This window comes from Spirosoma sp. KCTC 42546 (assembly GCF_006965485.1).
Taxonomy (GTDB): domain Bacteria; phylum Bacteroidota; class Bacteroidia; order Cytophagales; family Spirosomataceae; genus Spirosoma.
This window is the reverse complement of sequence record NZ_CP041360.1, coordinates 6,737,470-6,754,713: the sequence shown is the minus strand read 5'-3', so window position 1 is coordinate 6,754,713 and position 17,244 is coordinate 6,737,470. Positions and strand designations below refer to the sequence as shown.

The following is a 17,244-nucleotide window of genomic DNA, read 5'->3' as shown; positions in this document are numbered from 1 at the left end:
ATTGACGTTGATACGACAAAATTACCGCCACTTGGTAGGTAAAAACGATGACCTAGTACAAGAAATAGCGTTGTACCAGATCAATGGAAAATCAGGTATTGATAAGTATAATTTCAGTACAAACTAGAAGGGGGAGCTTCATAAGCTCCCCCTTCTAGTTTGTACTTATACCAGTGTGGTTTTGTAGCTATGAATATGTTATGTGAATAAGGAAAGAAAAAGCAGCGAAATTAGCTAGTCCATATTCTTAGATAAAGACTTTTCTACACTCCTTTATTCTAATTCTGTAAACGCGCTACCAGCTAGTAAACTTGCTTTGTTGCGACAGGGACTATCTAAAACCAGAAAGCTTATTCCGTTTGGGTTTTTATCCAGATGATAGAGCCAGTTACCCGCTTTAGGACAAGAATTTACACCCGCTTTTGCATGTACTAAGACAAAACTGCTATTCTGTTCGTATCGGGCTGTTGTAATCAGATGTTGAGCGTTGTTAGCATCATAAAAGCTAACGACTCCCCGGCTAAATTTCATAATGACTACCGTGAAGTTAGGCAGCAAAGCTTTTCCTTTCCAGGAGGTTCCTGACAATTCTACCGGTACAGGTGTTTGGAAGCTTAGAAGCCCCATAATGGTCAGGATATATAATATGTTTTTCATTACCGGCAGAAGTTTACAGTGAATCATTTTGGAAGTTTTGAAAGGTAGATATTTTTCTGTCGTACAAGTGGGATTATGGTAACCTGAATCAAAAGTATACCATTTTCTTGTCGACTGCCGGGCTGGATTTGATTTCTACTGCCTCGCACTGAGTCCTCAAAGTACGCTTGAATTGTTGGTAAAAACTAGCTAAATGACTATCATCGGTATTGAGCCAATGGGGGCAACCACACCAGCGGATCATAACCATGAGCGTTTTTTGAGAATTAAATAAAATGCGCTAACAAAACGGGAACAACCGTCGAAAAATCAGTTTAATTGAATGATCGCCTGAATTCCAGGGGCGACAGATTCGTTTTCGTTTTAAAGAGTTTACTAAACGATTGCGAGTGCTCAAATCCCAACGCGTAAGCCACTTCGCTTACCGATAAATTGGTGGTCGACAGTTTTTCTTTTGCGGCTGAGATCAGTTTATCATGAATATAGTGCTGTGCACTTTGCCCGATCAATGATCGCAGCATATCACTTAAATAACTGGGTGACAGGTTTAAATGATCCGCCAGATAGCCGACAGTCGGTAATCCCTGGCTTAGTGAGGTATCATCGGTAAAATAATGATCCAATACAGCTTCCAGCTTTTGTAGGAGATCGTGGTTTACGGCTTTGCGGGTAATGAACTGACGTTTGTAAAAACGATTCGCATAGTTCATCAATAGCTCAATTTGAGCAATAACAACGCCCTGACTGAAATCGTCGATTCGGCTGTTCAACTCCTTTTCGATCATTTTAAAGATATCGATGATCGTTTCTTTTTCCTCTTCCGAAAGATGCAGCGTTTCATTGGTTGAATACGAGAAGAAGCCATACTGCTTGATGGTTTTAGCCAGCGAACACCCTAAAAAGAAATCCGGATGAATGAGCAACGTATACTGCGAACATATGCTGCCATCGTCGTGATTGCTGCCGATTACCTGGCCCGGTGCAGCGAATAACAAACCACCTTCATCAAAATCATAATAACTCTGGCCGTACTTTAATTTGCCACCGAGTTTTGGTTTGTACGATATTTTATAGAAACCCAGTACATGAGCGCCCGGTATGGCATTCATGGCTACGGGGGTATGAGCACCGTTGATCAGACTGACCAGTGGATGCTTAGGCTTTGGTAAACCAAAGGCCCGGTGTGCATCGGCCAGCGATTCGATTTTATAAGGGCTGTTTTCTTCTTTTTTCATAGCTCAGTACATAAAACAGGATAACCGATATCAGGCTGACTATCGGTTATCCTGGCTATTTTATCAATCAATTTTCCTGCGTCCAGGTTCCTTAACTGGTCTGACCCTGAGCCGCGTTGGAAACGTCGGCCCATTCCTCCCAGGTTGCCATCCGTTCAGCATAGGCAGTGCGTACCCAGGGTAAATTATGACTGCCCAAAAAGAACCGTAGCGGAGGATTTTCGGCGTCCACTACCTTGAAAAGTGCTTCAGGCGTTGCCGCTGGATCACCTCTTTCCAGGGATCTTAACTCACCGAAAAAATGGGTTTTAAAATCAGCGTAAATGTCGAGCCCTTGTGCGAACTTCAGGGATTCCTGGCTGCCAAACTCGGTGGCATAGGCGCCCGGTTCAATGATGGTTACGTTGATCCCAAACGGTTTTACTTCCGTGGCCAGGCTTTCATGAATCGCTTCGAATGCCCATTTCGACGAACAGTAATAACCGATCACGGGTAACGTTACATGACCCAGGTTGCTCGATGTGCCAAGGATGTGACCGCCCCCCTGCTTTCTCAATAAGGGCAATGCCGCCTGAATAACAGAAACCGGGCCAATGATGTTCGTTTCGTACAGGGCACGAATATCGTCCGCACTGGCTTCCTCAATGGTGCCAACCAGTGAATAACCGGCATTATTAAGCACAATATCAAGTCTGCCGAAGTGTTCATGCGCTTGCTCTACGGCAGTTTTTACCTGCTCTGGTCGTGTCACGTCAAGCGCGAGTGTGAGCACGTTTTCGCCATAGTTTTCTTTCAGGTCGGCAATGCTTTCTACTTTGCGTGCGGTAGCCGCCACCTTGTCGCCACGCTTCAGAGCGGCTTCGGCCCAAACGCGCCCAAACCCGCGGGAAGCGCCCGTAATGAACCAGACTTTAGGCGATGTTACAGGCGTTGGCGCAGGTTGATCGCTTACCTTCTCATTCTGATGTATCATGTGTTGTACCTTTTAATGATGCATCAAAGGTCAGGCTATCCAATTCGTTAGCTGTAGTCTAATTGAGGGGATTTGTAGTCAAATTGAGAAAGATCGCCTGCTACTCATACGTCAGTAAATCGCCTGGCTGGCAATCCAATGCTTTACAAATAGCCTCAAGTGTGCTGAATCGTATGGCTTCCGGTTTTCAGTATCGACGGATTGGCAAGGGTGAGATCCACTTTTCCGACAGTTCATTCAATGACATTTTACGTTTAGCCATCGTCACAGCCAGATTTGCAAGTATTGGCATGGCTTATATCGTTAGAAAACAGGAGCAGGATTCCTTTTTAAAGTACAGGCAAACTAGTAGTATGATGCGGCTTACAACAGTATTTATTCTTTTGATCATTACGCTGGAAGTAGCGTTGGCGCAATCTAAAAGCGACGTAATGTCCGCTGATTTAACGGCTCAGAAACAACTTAAGATTGAAGATGGTAAAAACGTCTGGATGTTGACCTATTTTCGTCAGCGTTATCCTACCCGGATTGAGGTTGATGCCAAGGGAAACATAATTGAGGTTCCCTTGCCTGACCCCATGCTGATTAATAAGTTACACATTGCCTTATCAACCGATGGGCGGCATTGGACTCCTTTAAATGACAATAAACCGGTGTGGGACCAGCATGTCCGTGATCCCTATGTACGTCGAGGCCCCGATGGACTTTGGCGAATCTTATCAACGGGTGGCGGAAAAAGCATTGACCGGGAGAAGGTAGGGCCAAGCTGTCTTTATATGACGTCCAGGGATTTGATTCATTGGCAGCTTGAAGGCCCTTTGCCCCTGATGAAAGATGTACGGAATGAGTCAGGGGCCTTTGCCGGAAATATTTGGGCTCCGGAATGGTTCTATGATGACAAAACAGCCGAATATATTTTGTTCTGGTCGTCGTCGTTTAAAGATGCGGGCTGGAAGGAAAGTCGGCTGTGGTACTGTAAAACACGTGACTGGAAAACATTTACGCCCGCTCAGGTACTATTTGCCCCGCCTTACTCAGTGATCGATGGTACTTTGTTAGCGCATAAAGGCACGTATTACCTGTTTCATAAAGAGGAAGAGTTTGGCGCTAAAACCGGCGAAAGGCGGGCTATTCGGGTAGCTAGCTCCAGCAAACTCGAGGGACCTTATCATGTTATTGAAGGGCCTTTGAATAATGGGCAACTAGTACCAGTTATCACGGAAGGCCCCACGATTATGAAAGACCCGATCAAGCCTGGGTGGTTGTTGCTGTATGATTACTGTATGACGAACCGATTTGGGGCTTCGTACTCACCCGATTTGATTCATTGGACGGTTGACGAAGACATACGTTTTCCGGATGCAGCCCGTCATGGTTGTATATCCCTACTAACCGCCGAGGAGGCCAAAGCATTACTGAAAAATTATTGAACTAGCGTTTAAGTAGGCCAGCGATTTCATAATTGTGTGATCGGGTACGATTTGACTTCCTATTACTTCATACTCGCCTGGATTGCTGGAAAAAATAAGGCCTGTGTTTCCACAGGCCCAGGAGAGGTAAGGGGTTTTATGGTACAGATCAGGCTACTGAACTCGATGGAGAAACTGGCTTTGTTGCCTTTGTTATATGATTTTGGAAACGTCTTGTTTTAAGGAGCCGTTTACTGGAAATTAATTCTCCACATCTGGTAGAATGGGCCTTGCTGGATGCTGGCAAAGCTGGCTGGTAATCGCATTGATAACAGAGGCTTGATGACTGAATAACCAGGGCTACCGGAATTAATGAAGCAGGTCTGATAACGTTTCTTAACAATAAAATCAGACCGAGCAGAATTGCCGGTATACTCAGCAGTTGCCCCATATTAAGGCTCATACTATCTTCAAAGGCCACCTGATTTTCCTTGAAAAACTCCCAGACAAACCGGAAACCAAACGTCCAGATTAGAAATATACCGAGCATTGTACCCGGCGCTGATTGATTACGGTACGCTTTCCAATACCAGAATAAGATAATGAAAAGAAGTAGGTAGGATAAGGATTCGTATAACTGAGTGGGATGACGGGGTACCTGGCTAAACTCATGATCTCTTAGAAAGACGAACGCCCAGGGGAGAGTAGTCGGTTTCCCAAAAATCTCGGAGTTCATCAGATTGCCAAACCGGATAAAGGCTCCCGCTAAGGCTATGGTAATGCATATGCGGTCGGCAACCCACAAAAACGTTTGACCGCTCGCTTGACTGGACTGGCGACGCGAATAGAGCCAAAGGCCAATAATGATGCTTATAATAGCCCCATGACTCGCTAATCCATCAAAAGGCGGAGTTATAATGCGCAACGGATTCTCGATGAACATGTAGGGCTCATAAAACAAAAAGTGCCCTAGTCTAGCCCCCAGAATCGTTGAAATCACCATTGTCGTTAACAGGGAGTCGGTATCAGCAAGAGGCTTCTGTTCAGTTCTGAAAATGTGTGTCATAACCTGAACCCCAAGCAGGAACCCGGTGGCAAACAGTAAGCCGTACCACCGCACTGGCCAGGAGCCAATACGAACGATTTCAGGATCAACATTCCAGATGATGTAGTGAAGCATAATTTTCCGGTTGTATAGGTTAATCTAGGGCAAAACTATAACATTTTCCTGCCGACTGCTAGGCTAGGGTTGGTATCTAGGGCCTTGGTATATCTTTCGTACCGATTGGATCGCTACTAAAATACGGCCTGCGTACTAGCAGGCATGGAAATATAAACTAGTCGTTGGTATGTTTTCGAGCCCGGATTCGGCTGAGAAAGGCGGGCGTAATGCCCAGATAGGAGGCAATCATGTGTTGCGGAACGCGCTGCACAATGTCGGGGTAACGCTGTACGAATTCGGTGTATTTTTCTTCGGCCGACTGGCTCAGCGATAACACGATCCGGCGATGCGTGGCTACGTAATTATTCTGGAGCATAATGCGCAGATAGCGTTCCATTTTGGGAACACCACTTACCATTCGCTCCATGTTCGCCCGATCCAGCAGGAGCAGCTCGGCATCTTCCAGGGCTTCGATGGTATAGTCGGAGCGTTCGCCCGTCAGGAAGCTATACATATCGCTGGTCCACCAGCCTTCAGGCGCAAATTGCACAATGTGTTCAGTTCCTTTGCTATCGACGGTGTAAGCCCGTAAAAGCCCTTTATCGACAAATGTAATGTACTTGCAGATGTCCCCTTCCTGCAGGAGATAGTGTTTTCGGCGAAGTTTTTTAGGAATGAAAAGCGTTTTCAGAAACGTAAACTCGTCTTCCGTAAGGTCAACCAGTCGGGCAATGTGGGTTTGAAGACGGTCGTACATAGGCAGTTTGACGTTTTTAGTGCGAGGTTTGATGTTTACAGGCGCAAGTTGGTGAATAAGACCAATTGGAACCGGTAAACATCAAACCTCGAACGTCAAACCACAAACTTACAATAGATTCAGGCTCATCATGCCCGACAGGAACTGAAGGCAGCCGTCTTTGATCCGGGAAAATTCGTTGACAAGGGCCGTAGTATGGCGCTCAATAGTGGCCGATAAGCCAAAGCGCGTATTGGTGCACTCCAGTTGCTGGATGTCGGCGGGGCAATCGGCACCTTCGCAAATCATGTCGCGGTGCAGCCGATTGAGCTTGGTTTGGAGGTGGTTCAGGTCTCGGTAATAATCAACGGCGTCGTGGCGCAGGCTACGACAGTTGTATTGTTCCATTACCTCGAGTAACAGCGACCTAAGTTGACGAATTTCTTCTTCCTGTTGGCGAATAATATATTGCCAGTGCTGGTGGTCCTGATGGCAGGCGGTTGTAGATACCGAAGTAGTGGAAGTTGTAGGGTTCATATAGGCTAGTTGTTAGTTTCTTAGAAAAGTCTGTTCCATTTGGTTGAAAAGATCGGGACTATCGACCGGACCTGAATAACGCCATAATTCCTGCCCTTGCCGAACTAAGGCAAAAGCGGGTAAAGACGTAAATCCGAAGCTATGAACCACTTCGGGGTGGGTTGATTCACTCACGCGCATGACCCTTACGGCTGGATTTAAGATGAATCGGGCCTTTTCCAGAAGTTGGTCGATTTCGACACGTTGAGCTGGAGATGCAGATGTAAATATCAACAGCACAGGTCGTTGGGGTGCATCTGTCAGCAACGAAGAATGAGGTGTCATGACAATAATCCGGTTAATGTCTCAAAATTGGCTTACTTATGCCAACCAAAGACTGAGACAGATCAACTGAAAAACTGATTTTAATCAGCTGTATCAGGCGCATACACGCTTACTTTGCAAATAGCTTTTACCAGGGATTCTGTGGATGCTTTGGACTCTGTAGATTCTAGTGTATTAATAAACAACGTATTAGCTCCATAGAGCCCATAGTAGCCATAAGCATCCAGAATCATTTTGCCTGATTACATCTATGTTCGACGACTCGTTTGAGGCCGTTTTTTCCCATGCTACCATTGGCATCATCGTTTCGAATGAACAGGGCCGTATTGTTTCCGCGAATCGGTATGCTCGTGCTTTATTTGGCTACGATGAGGACGAAATGACGACCATATCTGTTGACGCACTTGTGCCTGATTCGATTGTGCAACGCCACGCCCAGTTGCGCGCTTCGTTCAACGCTAATCCGCAAATACGGGCTATGGGTCACGGACGCGATTTGTACGCCAAACGGAAAGATGGGTCAATATTCCCGGCCGAAATCAGTTTGAGCTACTTTTATCGGGAGAATATGCTCCTGGCAGTAGGCTACATTATTGATATTACCGCCAAAAAAGAGGCCGAGCAAACATTACTTGAACAGAAAAGCCGTATTGAACAACTCAATGCCGAGTTAGAACAGAAAGTGGCTGATCGAACCCATGCTCTCATGGCCACTTTACATCAGCTGGAAGGGTCGAAAGATGAGCTGGCAAAAGCACTGGTGGCCGAGCGTGAATTGGGCGAGTTGAAGTCCCGATTTGTGTCAATGGCGTCGCACGAGTTCAGAACTCCACTGAGTGCGGTGTTAACCTCGGCATCGTTGATTGAAAAATACCCGAATGCCGATCAACAGGATAAGCGGTTGCGGCATGTTCACCGGATTAAATCGTCCGTTAACCATCTGAACAATATTTTAGAGGAGTTTCTGTCGGTAGGGCGGCTTGAAGAAGGACGGCTTGACGCCATCTGGTCGGAGGTTGATGTGTATGGGCTAGTAGCCGAAGTAGTGACCGATTTACGGGACATGCTGAAGCCTGGACAACAGATTCAAACTCAGATAGACTGCTTGCTGCCTGTGCGTAGTGATCCATCGCTCCTACGAAAAATTTTGGTGAATTTATTGTCTAATGCAATTAAATACTCTGGCGATAATCAGGAAATTAATTTGGTTGCTCATAGCCATGAAAGCGTCTTTCAGCTAACCATCAGCGATCAGGGTATTGGTATTTCGCCGGAAGACCAAAAACACCTGTTCGAACGCTTTTTTAGGGCCAGAAACGCAACTAATTTTGCTGGTACGGGTCTTGGCCTGCATATCGTTGCCAGATACCTTGAACTGCTGGGTGGCACAATTGAGTTGACCAGCCAGTTAGGCGAAGGCACTACCATTACCCTTACATTTCCTCCCTCATGAAAACTATTCTGCTCATTGAAGACAATGCCGATATTCGGGAGAACACGGCAGAGATTCTGGAATTATCCGGTTACCGCGTGCTGACTGCCGAAAATGGTAAGCTCGGTGTTGAACTGGCCCTCGCCGATCATCCAGACTTGATTATCTGCGACATTATGATGCCCGTTTTAGATGGCTATGGTGTATTACATATCGTTAATAAAAATCCAGACCTAAATGGTATTCCGTTTATTTTCCTGACGGCTAAATCCGAACGGGTTGACTTTAGAAAAGGTATGGAATTGGGTGCCGACGACTACCTGACCAAGCCATTCGATGATACTGAATTGCTGAGTGCGGTTGAAGGACGCCTGAACCGGTTTAATAAGCTTCGGGCCGAGAGCTATAATCTGCAACAGGAGGGGCTCACGCAGTTTCTGGACGACGCCCGTAAAGTAGGTGGAGGTCTGCAAAGTTTATCTGTTGATCGAAAAACGCATCACGTTTCTAAAAAACAGTTTGTTTATACTGAAGGCGATGAGCCAACACGCCTTTATTTTCTAAAAAGTGGACGGGTCAAAACAACTCGCGCCAATACAGATGGTAAAGAGCTGGTAACGGGCCTATACGGGCCAGGAGAATTTTTTGGAGATCTGGCTTTGCTCGAGGAAACGGCCTATACCGACTCCGCCCTCACGCTCGATGACTCGGAACTGGTGTATATTCCTAAAGATGATTTTCGGCAACTGCTCATAGCCCAGCCTGAAGTAGGGCGTCAGTTTGTGCGCCTGCTGGCCGGGCGTGTTAGTGAAAAAGAAGATCAGTTGCTGGGCATGGCCTACAGCTCACTCCGTCGGCGTGTGGCCGATGCCTTGTTGCGACTTCAGGAGCCTCTGCCCAATGGAGACCCGGCTCCTCCTATTCAGCTTTCTCGCGATGACCTGGCGGCCGTTATTGGCACAGCTACGGAATCACTAATTCGTACTCTGAGTGAATTCAAACAGGATGGTCTGATTGAGGTGAGCGGGGGGGGCATCCGGATACTGAAACCCGATAAACTCCGTCGGGCCAACTGGTAACCGTACAACTGTTGATGCTGTTGTTGCTATAGAATCCCTTAGCATCAGCAGAATTAAACGGGATGAGTAGCAGACTGGATCTGGCAGTGGTGTGGGTGAACTAGAATAGCACTAACCTGCCATTGACCAGAATCAGGTTTTGGATTGAGCTAGCTCAAGTAGCAAGGGCAGATGACGGCGTAATTTTGACAGGAATACTTGGTACGATACCGTATGAAAAAAGCCCTGCTGCTCACTGACTGTTCTGTTGACTTAGCCTTATCGGTAAACCGATGGATGCAAAATCAATCGGACTCAATTGATTTAACAGTTGTCTATGCCTTTGGGCTCTCCGCTGATCCAGATCAACCGCTGAAAGCTGCCGCTCACCGTACCGCTAAACAGGAGGCTAATGAGAACCTAACGCAATGGCTTAGCTGCCTGCCTATGCCCTGGCCGGGTAAAATTCAAACTGAAACACTCTTGGGTGAGCCTGAGCTGGTCATGCGGATTCATTTATTGCTCCGTCAGTATGATTATCTGCTCATTGACGTTGAGCAACAAGAGGTTATATCGGCGTTTGTAGCCTGTAAGAACTACATTACGACTGAACTACACAACCTAAGCCTGCCTGAGCCAGAAGACCATAATTACTCACCTGTACTGATGCAGACCGTAAGTCAGTGGTTGCGGGTACCGGTTACAGTACCCGCAAGTCGACAGGCTTAGACTGAATTATCAATACCGTTCGTTCCCTTCTTCTTCCTCTTCGGCGAGTTCGGTAATTTCCTTCTCTAGTTCATCGTCCGACAGATCGTCATCTGACAGATCATCGGCCGAAAATTCGTCGGGTTCTTCGTCGTTTGATAGCTCGTCTGTTGCATGGCGTGCTGTAGCTGTATCGGTATATAAAAGAGTGTCTGATGCTTCTTCTTCGCCAGGATTCAAAATGTCTGGACTGTTATTAATGCCTAAGCCTGCATAAACAACCGCCCCTTCGTCATCATCGTTGTCGGGTGCATTGTTATGTTGGGGAGATAGGCCCTTTAATGAATTACCTAACGTTTGGTCGGGGCTTTGCTGATCGGCGTTGTTCGTATTTTCCATGGCTATCACTTGTTTAGTCAAGAGTCGTTTTTGGTATTGATTAGTACCGTCTATTCCTGGTTATTGACTAACTACTGGCAATTAAAAGAGTTTAGCTGGTTGGGCTTCTACACCGATCAAGTTTCTGTAATTCGTCTTCTCTATCAATACCCCAATCCCAAGGTTTCGCCTTACTACTGGTTTGCATTCTGCTGCAACGCATTCATTAGTAATGGTAAAGACCGCTTTAGCTCTGGTAGGGATAGAAGTAGCATAATTAGAATACAATAAATTAATGTATATATATTATAAGTTTATGTTGAGTAAGTAAGCCATGCCATATCTATACAAATTCTGTGCAAATAGAAATAGAATTATCTAGTGTTTGATTAATAAAAACGTTCATTCATGCTGAAAAAAGGTCTATTTATATAGTTATATGCCTTATTCATAATTAATGATAAAGTTAATTTTAGTTCTAAGTGATTTATGTTGAAGAAAGCGTCTGTTCGCTTTAAAAATAGCATTATACAGCATATTTTTTTGCCTACCTACTTAAGTGTAAATAGATCAATAGTTTCACGGTTACATTATTGCTAGTCTATTTTCGGCAATACATAAAATTAAATGTATTTTTAATTTATCAATTAGTTACATTTTGTTTGATTATCTATCTAATACTACCAGTTAAGCTGGTGATAGATAGGTGGTTAGTGTTAGCCGTTTAGTGAATAATTCAATCTGATCCCATCCAATAATCATCCTGTCCAGCCCTTGCAGACTGTGTATGGATGGTTGTGCCCTAGTTGTACTACACCAGCAATAAAAAGGGATTGGTTGCCTTGCTGGTATTACCTTTTTTATATCAAGCCTATCAGTAACTCTATGAAAAATCTTGCACCGTCTCTTCTACGAACAGCTCTCTGGCTAGGCCTTTTTGTCGCTGTTTCAGTGATGGCTAAAACATTCACAGCTACTTTCCTAAAGGATAATGGCTCTGCTGAATTCGTGGCTTCTGCCTTGTTGCCTAAGTCAGGTAAAGTGGATAAGGGTAAACAAGCAAGCTATGCTACGCCATCAACCACACCTACGCTTCCGCAGCCAACAGCTGCCTGCTCACTAACGCTTAACCGAGTCGACGTGTCAGGTTGTTATTCGATTAGTGGCGTTAGCAAAGCAACCATAAGCGTTGAGGTAGGCTGGCAGGATGGCCCTACAAATGACTATATCGTGGTTACAACTGCTGGACAAAGCCGTACAATTGTTCCTGGTATCACAACGGTAACCTATCCTCAACCGACTACACTACTCATTCAGGGAACACAGAATATCGTTACGCCACAGGTCGTTGCGTTTGAAGTTACCTTAACGGGAGCCGCTAGTAATGGTACGGTCACTGCTCAGTTTGCAGACAACCCCAGTTGTCAGGCTAGCCAAACATTCAGCCTCCCTGCAGCCTGTCCGCCAACCAGTTGTAACGGGAGTCAGTTAGGTGGGATTGTTTATCGGGATTTTAATGCAGATGGGATTCAGCAGGCGGCCGAAACACAGGGCGTTTCTAGTGTTAGTGTTACGGCTTATGACTGTAATGGTACCAAATATGGGCCGGTTCTAACAGATCAGTATGGGAAATACCTATTTAGCAGTACCAGCATTCAGTACCCGGTTCGAGTAGAGTTTAGTGATCCGTCCGGCGTTGATGTGGGAACGGTTTATGGCGCAAATAGTAAATCAAATGTTCAATTTGTGAGCCAGGCCACCTGTTCGGTTAATTTAGGTATAGCTAACCCAACGCTATACTGTCAGTCGAAGCCTACTATTTTCATTCCGTGCTACACCTATGGGGATCCACTAAACCTTAACCCATCGCCCGCCGTAGCGGATGCTGCTTTATCGGCTAATGCAGATGCAATTGTTAGTTTTCCCTACGATGAAAGTAATACGGCTGCAACGGGTATGACGCACATTGCAGAAGCGCATGCAGTAGGTACGGTTTGGGGTTTGGGCTATAACCGGTTAACCAAGGATTTATTCTTATCGGCAACGCTTCACCGGCATGCTGGTTTAGGGCCACTCGGTGTTGGTGGGCTGTACGTAACCCATACCAGCTCGGCCAGTGCCACTACCGAAAGTTTCATGGATGTATCCAGTTTAGGGATTGATGTGGGCGCTGCTTTAGTACCCGTAAATGGTGCGGGAGGACGCGGCCTTTCGGCTGACAAAACCAAGCCCAGCCATGATGCAGCCGTATTTTCTTTAATTGGCAAGGTTGGTATTGGCGGCTTAGAGGTTTCGGAGGATGGGCAAAAGCTCTGGTTCGTTAACCTCTATGACAAAAAGCTGTATAGCATCGATATTGCTGCTTACAACACATCGGGCACTAAGCCAACCAGTGCCCATGTAAAGTCGTATACAATTCCGGACCCATCCTGTGCTGGCGGTAGCTCGCGTCCCTGGGCGTTGCACGTGTATGGAGGTAAACTGTATGTGGGTACCGTATGCGATGCACTAACGTCACAGAATAAGTCAGATATGCGGGCCTACGTCTATGCCTTTGATCCAGCTAGCTCGGCATTTAGCCCGGTCTTCGACTTCCCGCTTACCTATCCTAAAGGGTATGGTATTTCGCCTAAAAACTCGCCGGGTCAGGCCGGGGCCGATAGTACAGGCTGGTATCCCTGGACCGATTCATTCGATGATCTGGTTATTGCGACCAGCACAGCGGTATACAAGAGTTTAGTACACCCGCAACCTATGCTGGCCGATATTGAATTTGATGTTGATGGCTCGATGGTGCTGGGCTTCGCCGATCGGACGGGACTACAGGGAGGATATAACAATTACAGTACCGATCCTTCCAATACGCAGTTGTATACGGTTAACCCGGCAGCGGGCGATATCCTGCGCGCCTATAATTCGAATGGCTCCTATATTCTGGAAAATAATGGAAAAGTGGGGCCTTTTACGGGTACGGGCGTTACGAATAACCAGGGGCCAGGTTTTGGCGAATTCTATGACGATAACTATTTCGACGGCAGTAAATTTGCTCATACCGAACTGGCCCTGGGCGGATTAGCGCTAAAGCCAGGAAGCGGACACGTAGTAGGGGCCACAATTGACCCTGTTGCTACGGTAGCCAACTCGGGTGGTGTTAAATACTGGAATAATGAAACCGGAGTTGCAGAGGCAGCCGCCATTGTCTATACAACGGGTACTGATCCAGGTACGTTTGCGAAAGCTGCTGGCTTGGGCGAGCTCGATTTGAACTGCGATCTGCTCCAGGTTATTGAAATTGGTAACCGTGCCTGGGTTGATACCAACAAAGACGGTATTCAGGACCCCTGCGAGAAATCACTAGCTGATCTTCAGGTCGATTTGTACAAAGGGACGACCAAAATTGCGTCAACTACCACCAACGCAGAAGGGGAGTATTACTTCTCCAACAAGGCGAACCTGACAACAGGAACCTGGCTGGGTACCGGAGCAGATACAACTCTTCTGGCCACTACCGCTTATTCATTAGTTTTTGGGGCTACCCAGTTCAGTGGCAACATTCTAACTGTTAACGGGAGCAAATTGACCCTGACAGGTGCCAATAGTACGACAACGAATGCGAATGACCTGAATGATTCAGATGCTCTGGTAACTACAGTTGCTGGTATTACTGCACCTGTTATAAGCCTGACAACGGGTAATACGGGTTTTGTCAATCACAATTTCGATGTTGGATTCGCTTGCGTATCCACGCTGGTTGCCAGCGTAAGTGTTACACCAGCAACCTGTAACACCGCAACACAAACGGCGAAAAGTGATGCTAAAATCAACCTGGCTGGTATCACCAATGCTGATAAGGCCTACTTGATGACAACGTCAACCATTCCGTCGTATACCGCCACGGGCAGTACGCCAGTTTCGGCTAGCGCGGTGTCTTTCACAGGTCTGGCTAATCCAACCAGCACCAGTGGTACCTCCTATAGTGTCGTGTTGTACAATGGCCCTTGCTGTTATACTGTTGTGTCGGCACTGTTGCCCCAAACAAATTGCACCATTCCCTGCGCTATGTCGGTGGTGGTTACAGCCGGTACTTGCCAATCAGCAACCAATCAGTATACACTGGCCGGTACTGTCAGCTTTACATCGGCTCAGGCTGGTTCGCTGACTATTACGGATGGTACACACAGCACTACAGTTGCTGTTTCATCGGGTGCGCCATCGGTCACTTTCTCCCTCAGCGGACTAACTTCTGATGAAACGGTGCACACGGTTTCTGTTACTAGTTCGGCCACCAGTTGCGCAGCAACAAGTACTACCTATACAGCCCCGGCTTCCTGTACAATTGCTCCGCTTCAACTAGCGGTGGTAGTAAGTACACCCGTTTGTAACTCAGCTACCAATCAGTACAGTGCTACGGGCACGGTTAGTCTGACTAATAGCCCTGCCGGATCACTGACGATTACCGACAATGGAACAACTATCGGTGTCGTAAGCGTAACGGCTGGGCAAACCTCGGCCAGCTTTAGCCTGAGTGGCAGTAGCAATGGGCCCGCTTCACGCACGGTTGTTGCTTCTCTGGCAAACGCTGTTGCCAGTGCAATCTATACTGTACCAGCTAGTTGCACCGTTTGCTCACTTTCGCTGACGACCGCCAGTCTGGCTAATGGTCAGGTAGGAGTAGCCTACAGCCAAACGCTAACAACCAGTAGTGGTACGGCACCAGTAAGCTTTACCGTCTCGGCTGGTAGCCTACCTGCCGGATTAACGCTGGATGGTACAAGTGGTGTGATTTCCGGAACACCTACATTGGCTATTACAACGTCCTTTACAATAGGCGTGCTTGACAGTAAGAACTGCTCAGACACAGCACCACTAACAATTACGACTTCAGCAGCGCCAGTTTGTTCGTTAACGGTCAGTGTCACAAATACCGCCTGTAACCCGGCCAGCAATACATATTCGTCTACGGTGAGTGTTCTGCTGACTAATCCTGTAGCCGGTAGTATCACCTTGTCGGATGGTGTAACGAGTCAGATATTGACGGTCACGGGCAGCACAAGTGGTGTGAGTGGGACATTCAATGGCCTGATTGCCGATGGATTGGTGCACACAGTTTCAGCTAGCCTTAGCAGTTGTGGTACGAGCAGCACGACTTACGCAGCCCCCATTTCTTGTTCCGTAACCCCAACAGCAGGCTTGGGCGACTATGTGTTCCTGGATGCTAACAAAGATGGTATTCAAAATACAGGTGATACGCCAATTGAGGGAGTGACGGTGACACTCTACACCAACGGAGGAACGTCGGCCACCACCGTTACGGATGCCTCAGGTTTATATAGTTTCACGGGTCTGACGCCAGGCAGCAGCAACAGCTATGTAGTGGGCTTCACCGCCCCAGCAGGCATGACGGCTACATTGACCCATGTAGGCTCATCTACAGCAGACAGTGATGCCGATCCGATTACAGGCAGAACCCAGTCGGTGACACTGGCTGCGGGTGAGTTTAACCCCACCCTGGATGCAGGCTTCTATACAATTGCACCAACCCTGTCGCTGGATAAATTCGTTGATAAGTCCAAAGCCCAAATCGGCGATGTACTCACGTATACGATCGTAGTAACCAATGCCGGGACAACGACCGCCACCAATCTGGTTGTCCGGGATTCCAGCAGCATAGGGCTAACCTATGTGCTTAACTCGGCTACTGCTCCTGCTGGTACAACGTTTACGTCAGGTAGGCCTGTCAATACCTGGACAATTGCGTCAATTAGCGCTGGCCAAAGTCTAAGTCTGACGTTCCAGGCTGTTGCCGATAGCTCAGGGATCCTTTATAATACAGCCATTGTTCCTGGCGATACGGCAACGGCATGTACGTCTATACCCTACCGTATGTGCGCTGGCAGTGTCTACCTGTTCCAGTTGACAGCCGCTCCGGGTCGTAGTAGTTACAAATGGTTTAAGGATAATGTGGAAATCAGTGGGCAGACCACCAATGTTCTGGAAGTTACTGCACCCGGTACGTATAGCTTAGCCGTAGATAACGTTACCGGGAAATGCCCGGATTTCAGTTGCTGCCCGTTCATTGTGGAAGAGGATACCTTGCCAACTTTCCAGGCTGTGGCTGTACCTGTCACCTGTACGGGTAATACCGCTCAGGCTAACGGTAAGATCGTACTCAGTGGCTTTAAGGCGACCTATACCTATCAATATTCGTTGGGGACCAGTTTCAATGAGTCTGCTCCGTTGTCGGGCTCCGCTAAGGTGATTCCAGCGGGTGGAGTGATCGTGAGTAATCTAACCAATCCAGTGGTGAATCAGGCGTATACGGTTCGGGTGTATAACGCATCAGGTTGTTATACGGATGTAACGGTCATCCTCTTGCCAACGGTTTGCGGTTGCCCGCCCGAAAGTTGTGTGCCGTTAGTCATTCGGCAAACCAAACGACCGGCCCGGCTTGGGGATTCCCATTAAGGTGAAGTAGTTAGCAAAAGGGTAGCAATCAACTGCGCAATTCCTATGTAAAAGCAAATAATTTAAATTCCAAAAAAGCGGTGCTGAGATGTCTCAGCACCGCTTTTTTGTTTATAGATAGTGACTTATAATCTGTTTACTATAAACTATTTTATTTTTTGGCACATTGT

General features: G+C 46.9%; 13 protein-coding genes and 1 pseudogene. 5 read left to right on the top strand and 9 right to left on the bottom strand.

What is annotated here, in order from left to right; genetic code table 11:
• Positions 1-273: 273 nt before the first annotated feature.
• The 4 genes and pseudogenes from EXU85_RS27580 to EXU85_RS27565 form a co-directional block, all read right to left on the bottom strand.
• A complete protein-coding gene (locus EXU85_RS27580; protein ID WP_142775174.1) occupies positions 274-657 on the bottom strand; it encodes a hypothetical protein in 384 nt (127 codons plus the stop codon).
• Positions 658-971: 314 nt separating this feature from the next.
• Positions 972-1,892, bottom strand: a complete 921-nt coding sequence (locus EXU85_RS27575) for an AraC family transcriptional regulator (RefSeq protein ID WP_142775173.1) — start codon at positions 1,890-1,892, stop codon at positions 972-974.
• Positions 1,893-1,983: 91 nt separating this feature from the next.
• The gene (locus EXU85_RS27570; RefSeq protein ID WP_142775172.1) at positions 1,984-2,865 is read right to left on the bottom strand and encodes an SDR family NAD(P)-dependent oxidoreductase; all 882 of its coding nucleotides are present in this window, start codon (positions 2,863-2,865) and stop codon (positions 1,984-1,986) included.
• 100 nt (positions 2,866-2,965) lie between these two features.
• Positions 2,966-3,157: pseudogene (locus tag EXU85_RS27565) on the bottom strand (helix-turn-helix domain-containing protein).
• On the opposite strand from EXU85_RS27565, the gene EXU85_RS27560 reads away from it, so the two are divergent.
• Positions 3,156-4,295, top strand: coding sequence for a glycoside hydrolase family 43 protein (locus EXU85_RS27560; RefSeq protein ID WP_246859268.1), 1,140 nt, complete (start codon positions 3,156-3,158; stop codon positions 4,293-4,295). The pseudogene EXU85_RS27565 and the gene EXU85_RS27560 sit on opposite strands and share 2 nt — an antisense overlap.
• 148 nt (positions 4,296-4,443) lie before the next feature.
• On the opposite strand, the gene lgt is transcribed toward EXU85_RS27560, so the two are convergent.
• From lgt to EXU85_RS27540, 4 genes are all read right to left on the bottom strand, one after another.
• Positions 4,444-5,454: a prolipoprotein diacylglyceryl transferase gene (gene lgt / locus EXU85_RS27555; RefSeq protein WP_142775170.1), complete on the bottom strand. Its 1,011-nt coding sequence runs from the start codon at positions 5,452-5,454 to the stop codon at positions 4,444-4,446.
• Between the two features lie 157 nt (positions 5,455-5,611).
• On the bottom strand, positions 5,612-6,193 hold the full coding sequence (locus EXU85_RS27550; RefSeq protein WP_142775169.1) for a Crp/Fnr family transcriptional regulator: 582 nt from the start codon (positions 6,191-6,193) through the stop codon (positions 5,612-5,614).
• 108 nt (positions 6,194-6,301) lie between these two features.
• Positions 6,302-6,709 (bottom strand): hypothetical protein, encoded by a 408-nt coding sequence (locus tag EXU85_RS27545; RefSeq protein ID WP_142775168.1) that lies wholly within the window; start codon positions 6,707-6,709, stop codon positions 6,302-6,304.
• A 12-nt stretch (positions 6,710-6,721) separates the two neighbouring features.
• Positions 6,722-7,033, bottom strand: a complete 312-nt coding sequence (locus EXU85_RS27540) for a thioredoxin (protein ID WP_142775167.1) — start codon at positions 7,031-7,033, stop codon at positions 6,722-6,724.
• A gap of 250 nt (positions 7,034-7,283) precedes the next feature.
• Between EXU85_RS27540 and EXU85_RS27535 the strand changes: the two genes are divergently transcribed.
• From EXU85_RS27535 to EXU85_RS27525, 3 genes are all read left to right on the top strand, one after another.
• Complete coding sequence (locus EXU85_RS27535; RefSeq protein ID WP_142775166.1) at positions 7,284-8,486, top strand: PAS domain-containing sensor histidine kinase; 1,203 nt, start codon at positions 7,284-7,286, stop codon at positions 8,484-8,486.
• On the top strand, positions 8,483-9,544 hold the full coding sequence (locus EXU85_RS27530; RefSeq protein ID WP_142775165.1) for a response regulator: 1,062 nt from the start codon (positions 8,483-8,485) through the stop codon (positions 9,542-9,544). The genes EXU85_RS27535 and EXU85_RS27530 overlap by 4 nt, the downstream gene beginning before the upstream one ends.
• 213 nt (positions 9,545-9,757) lie before the next feature.
• Positions 9,758-10,252: a hypothetical protein gene (locus EXU85_RS27525; protein ID WP_142775164.1), complete on the top strand. Its 495-nt coding sequence runs from the start codon at positions 9,758-9,760 to the stop codon at positions 10,250-10,252.
• 9 nt (positions 10,253-10,261) lie between these two features.
• On the opposite strand, the gene EXU85_RS27520 is transcribed toward EXU85_RS27525, so the two are convergent.
• Positions 10,262-10,630 (bottom strand): hypothetical protein, encoded by a 369-nt coding sequence (locus EXU85_RS27520; protein WP_142775163.1) that lies wholly within the window; start codon positions 10,628-10,630, stop codon positions 10,262-10,264.
• An 864-nt stretch (positions 10,631-11,494) separates the two neighbouring features.
• Between EXU85_RS27520 and EXU85_RS27515 the strand changes: the two genes are divergently transcribed.
• A complete protein-coding gene (locus EXU85_RS27515; RefSeq protein ID WP_142775162.1) occupies positions 11,495-17,074 on the top strand; it encodes an SdrD B-like domain-containing protein in 5,580 nt (1,859 codons plus the stop codon).
• Positions 17,075-17,244: the final 170 nt, after the last annotated feature.

Bases quoted from the DNA above. Each gene is read 5' to 3' on its own strand.
- EXU85_RS27580 (WP_142775174.1), bottom strand. From the start codon at position 657: ATGAAAAACATATTATATATCCTGACCATTATGGGGCTTCTAAGCTTC.
- EXU85_RS27575 (WP_142775173.1), bottom strand. From the start codon at position 1,892: ATGAAAAAAGAAGAAAACAGCCCTTATAAAATCGAATCGCTGGCCGAT.
- EXU85_RS27570 (WP_142775172.1), bottom strand. From the start codon at position 2,865: ATGATACATCAGAATGAGAAGGTAAGCGATCAACCTGCGCCAACGCCT.
- EXU85_RS27560 (WP_246859268.1), top strand. From the start codon at position 3,156: ATGGCTTATATCGTTAGAAAACAGGAGCAGGATTCCTTTTTAAAGTAC.
- lgt (WP_142775170.1), bottom strand. From the start codon at position 5,454: ATGCTTCACTACATCATCTGGAATGTTGATCCTGAAATCGTTCGTATT.
- EXU85_RS27550 (WP_142775169.1), bottom strand. From the start codon at position 6,193: ATGTACGACCGTCTTCAAACCCACATTGCCCGACTGGTTGACCTTACG.
- EXU85_RS27545 (WP_142775168.1), bottom strand. From the start codon at position 6,709: ATGAACCCTACAACTTCCACTACTTCGGTATCTACAACCGCCTGCCAT.
- EXU85_RS27540 (WP_142775167.1), bottom strand. From the start codon at position 7,033: ATGACACCTCATTCTTCGTTGCTGACAGATGCACCCCAACGACCTGTG.
- EXU85_RS27535 (WP_142775166.1), top strand. From the start codon at position 7,284: ATGTTCGACGACTCGTTTGAGGCCGTTTTTTCCCATGCTACCATTGGC.
- EXU85_RS27530 (WP_142775165.1), top strand. From the start codon at position 8,483: ATGAAAACTATTCTGCTCATTGAAGACAATGCCGATATTCGGGAGAAC.
- EXU85_RS27525 (WP_142775164.1), top strand. From the start codon at position 9,758: ATGAAAAAAGCCCTGCTGCTCACTGACTGTTCTGTTGACTTAGCCTTA.
- EXU85_RS27520 (WP_142775163.1), bottom strand. From the start codon at position 10,630: ATGGAAAATACGAACAACGCCGATCAGCAAAGCCCCGACCAAACGTTA.
- EXU85_RS27515 (WP_142775162.1), top strand. From the start codon at position 11,495: ATGAAAAATCTTGCACCGTCTCTTCTACGAACAGCTCTCTGGCTAGGC.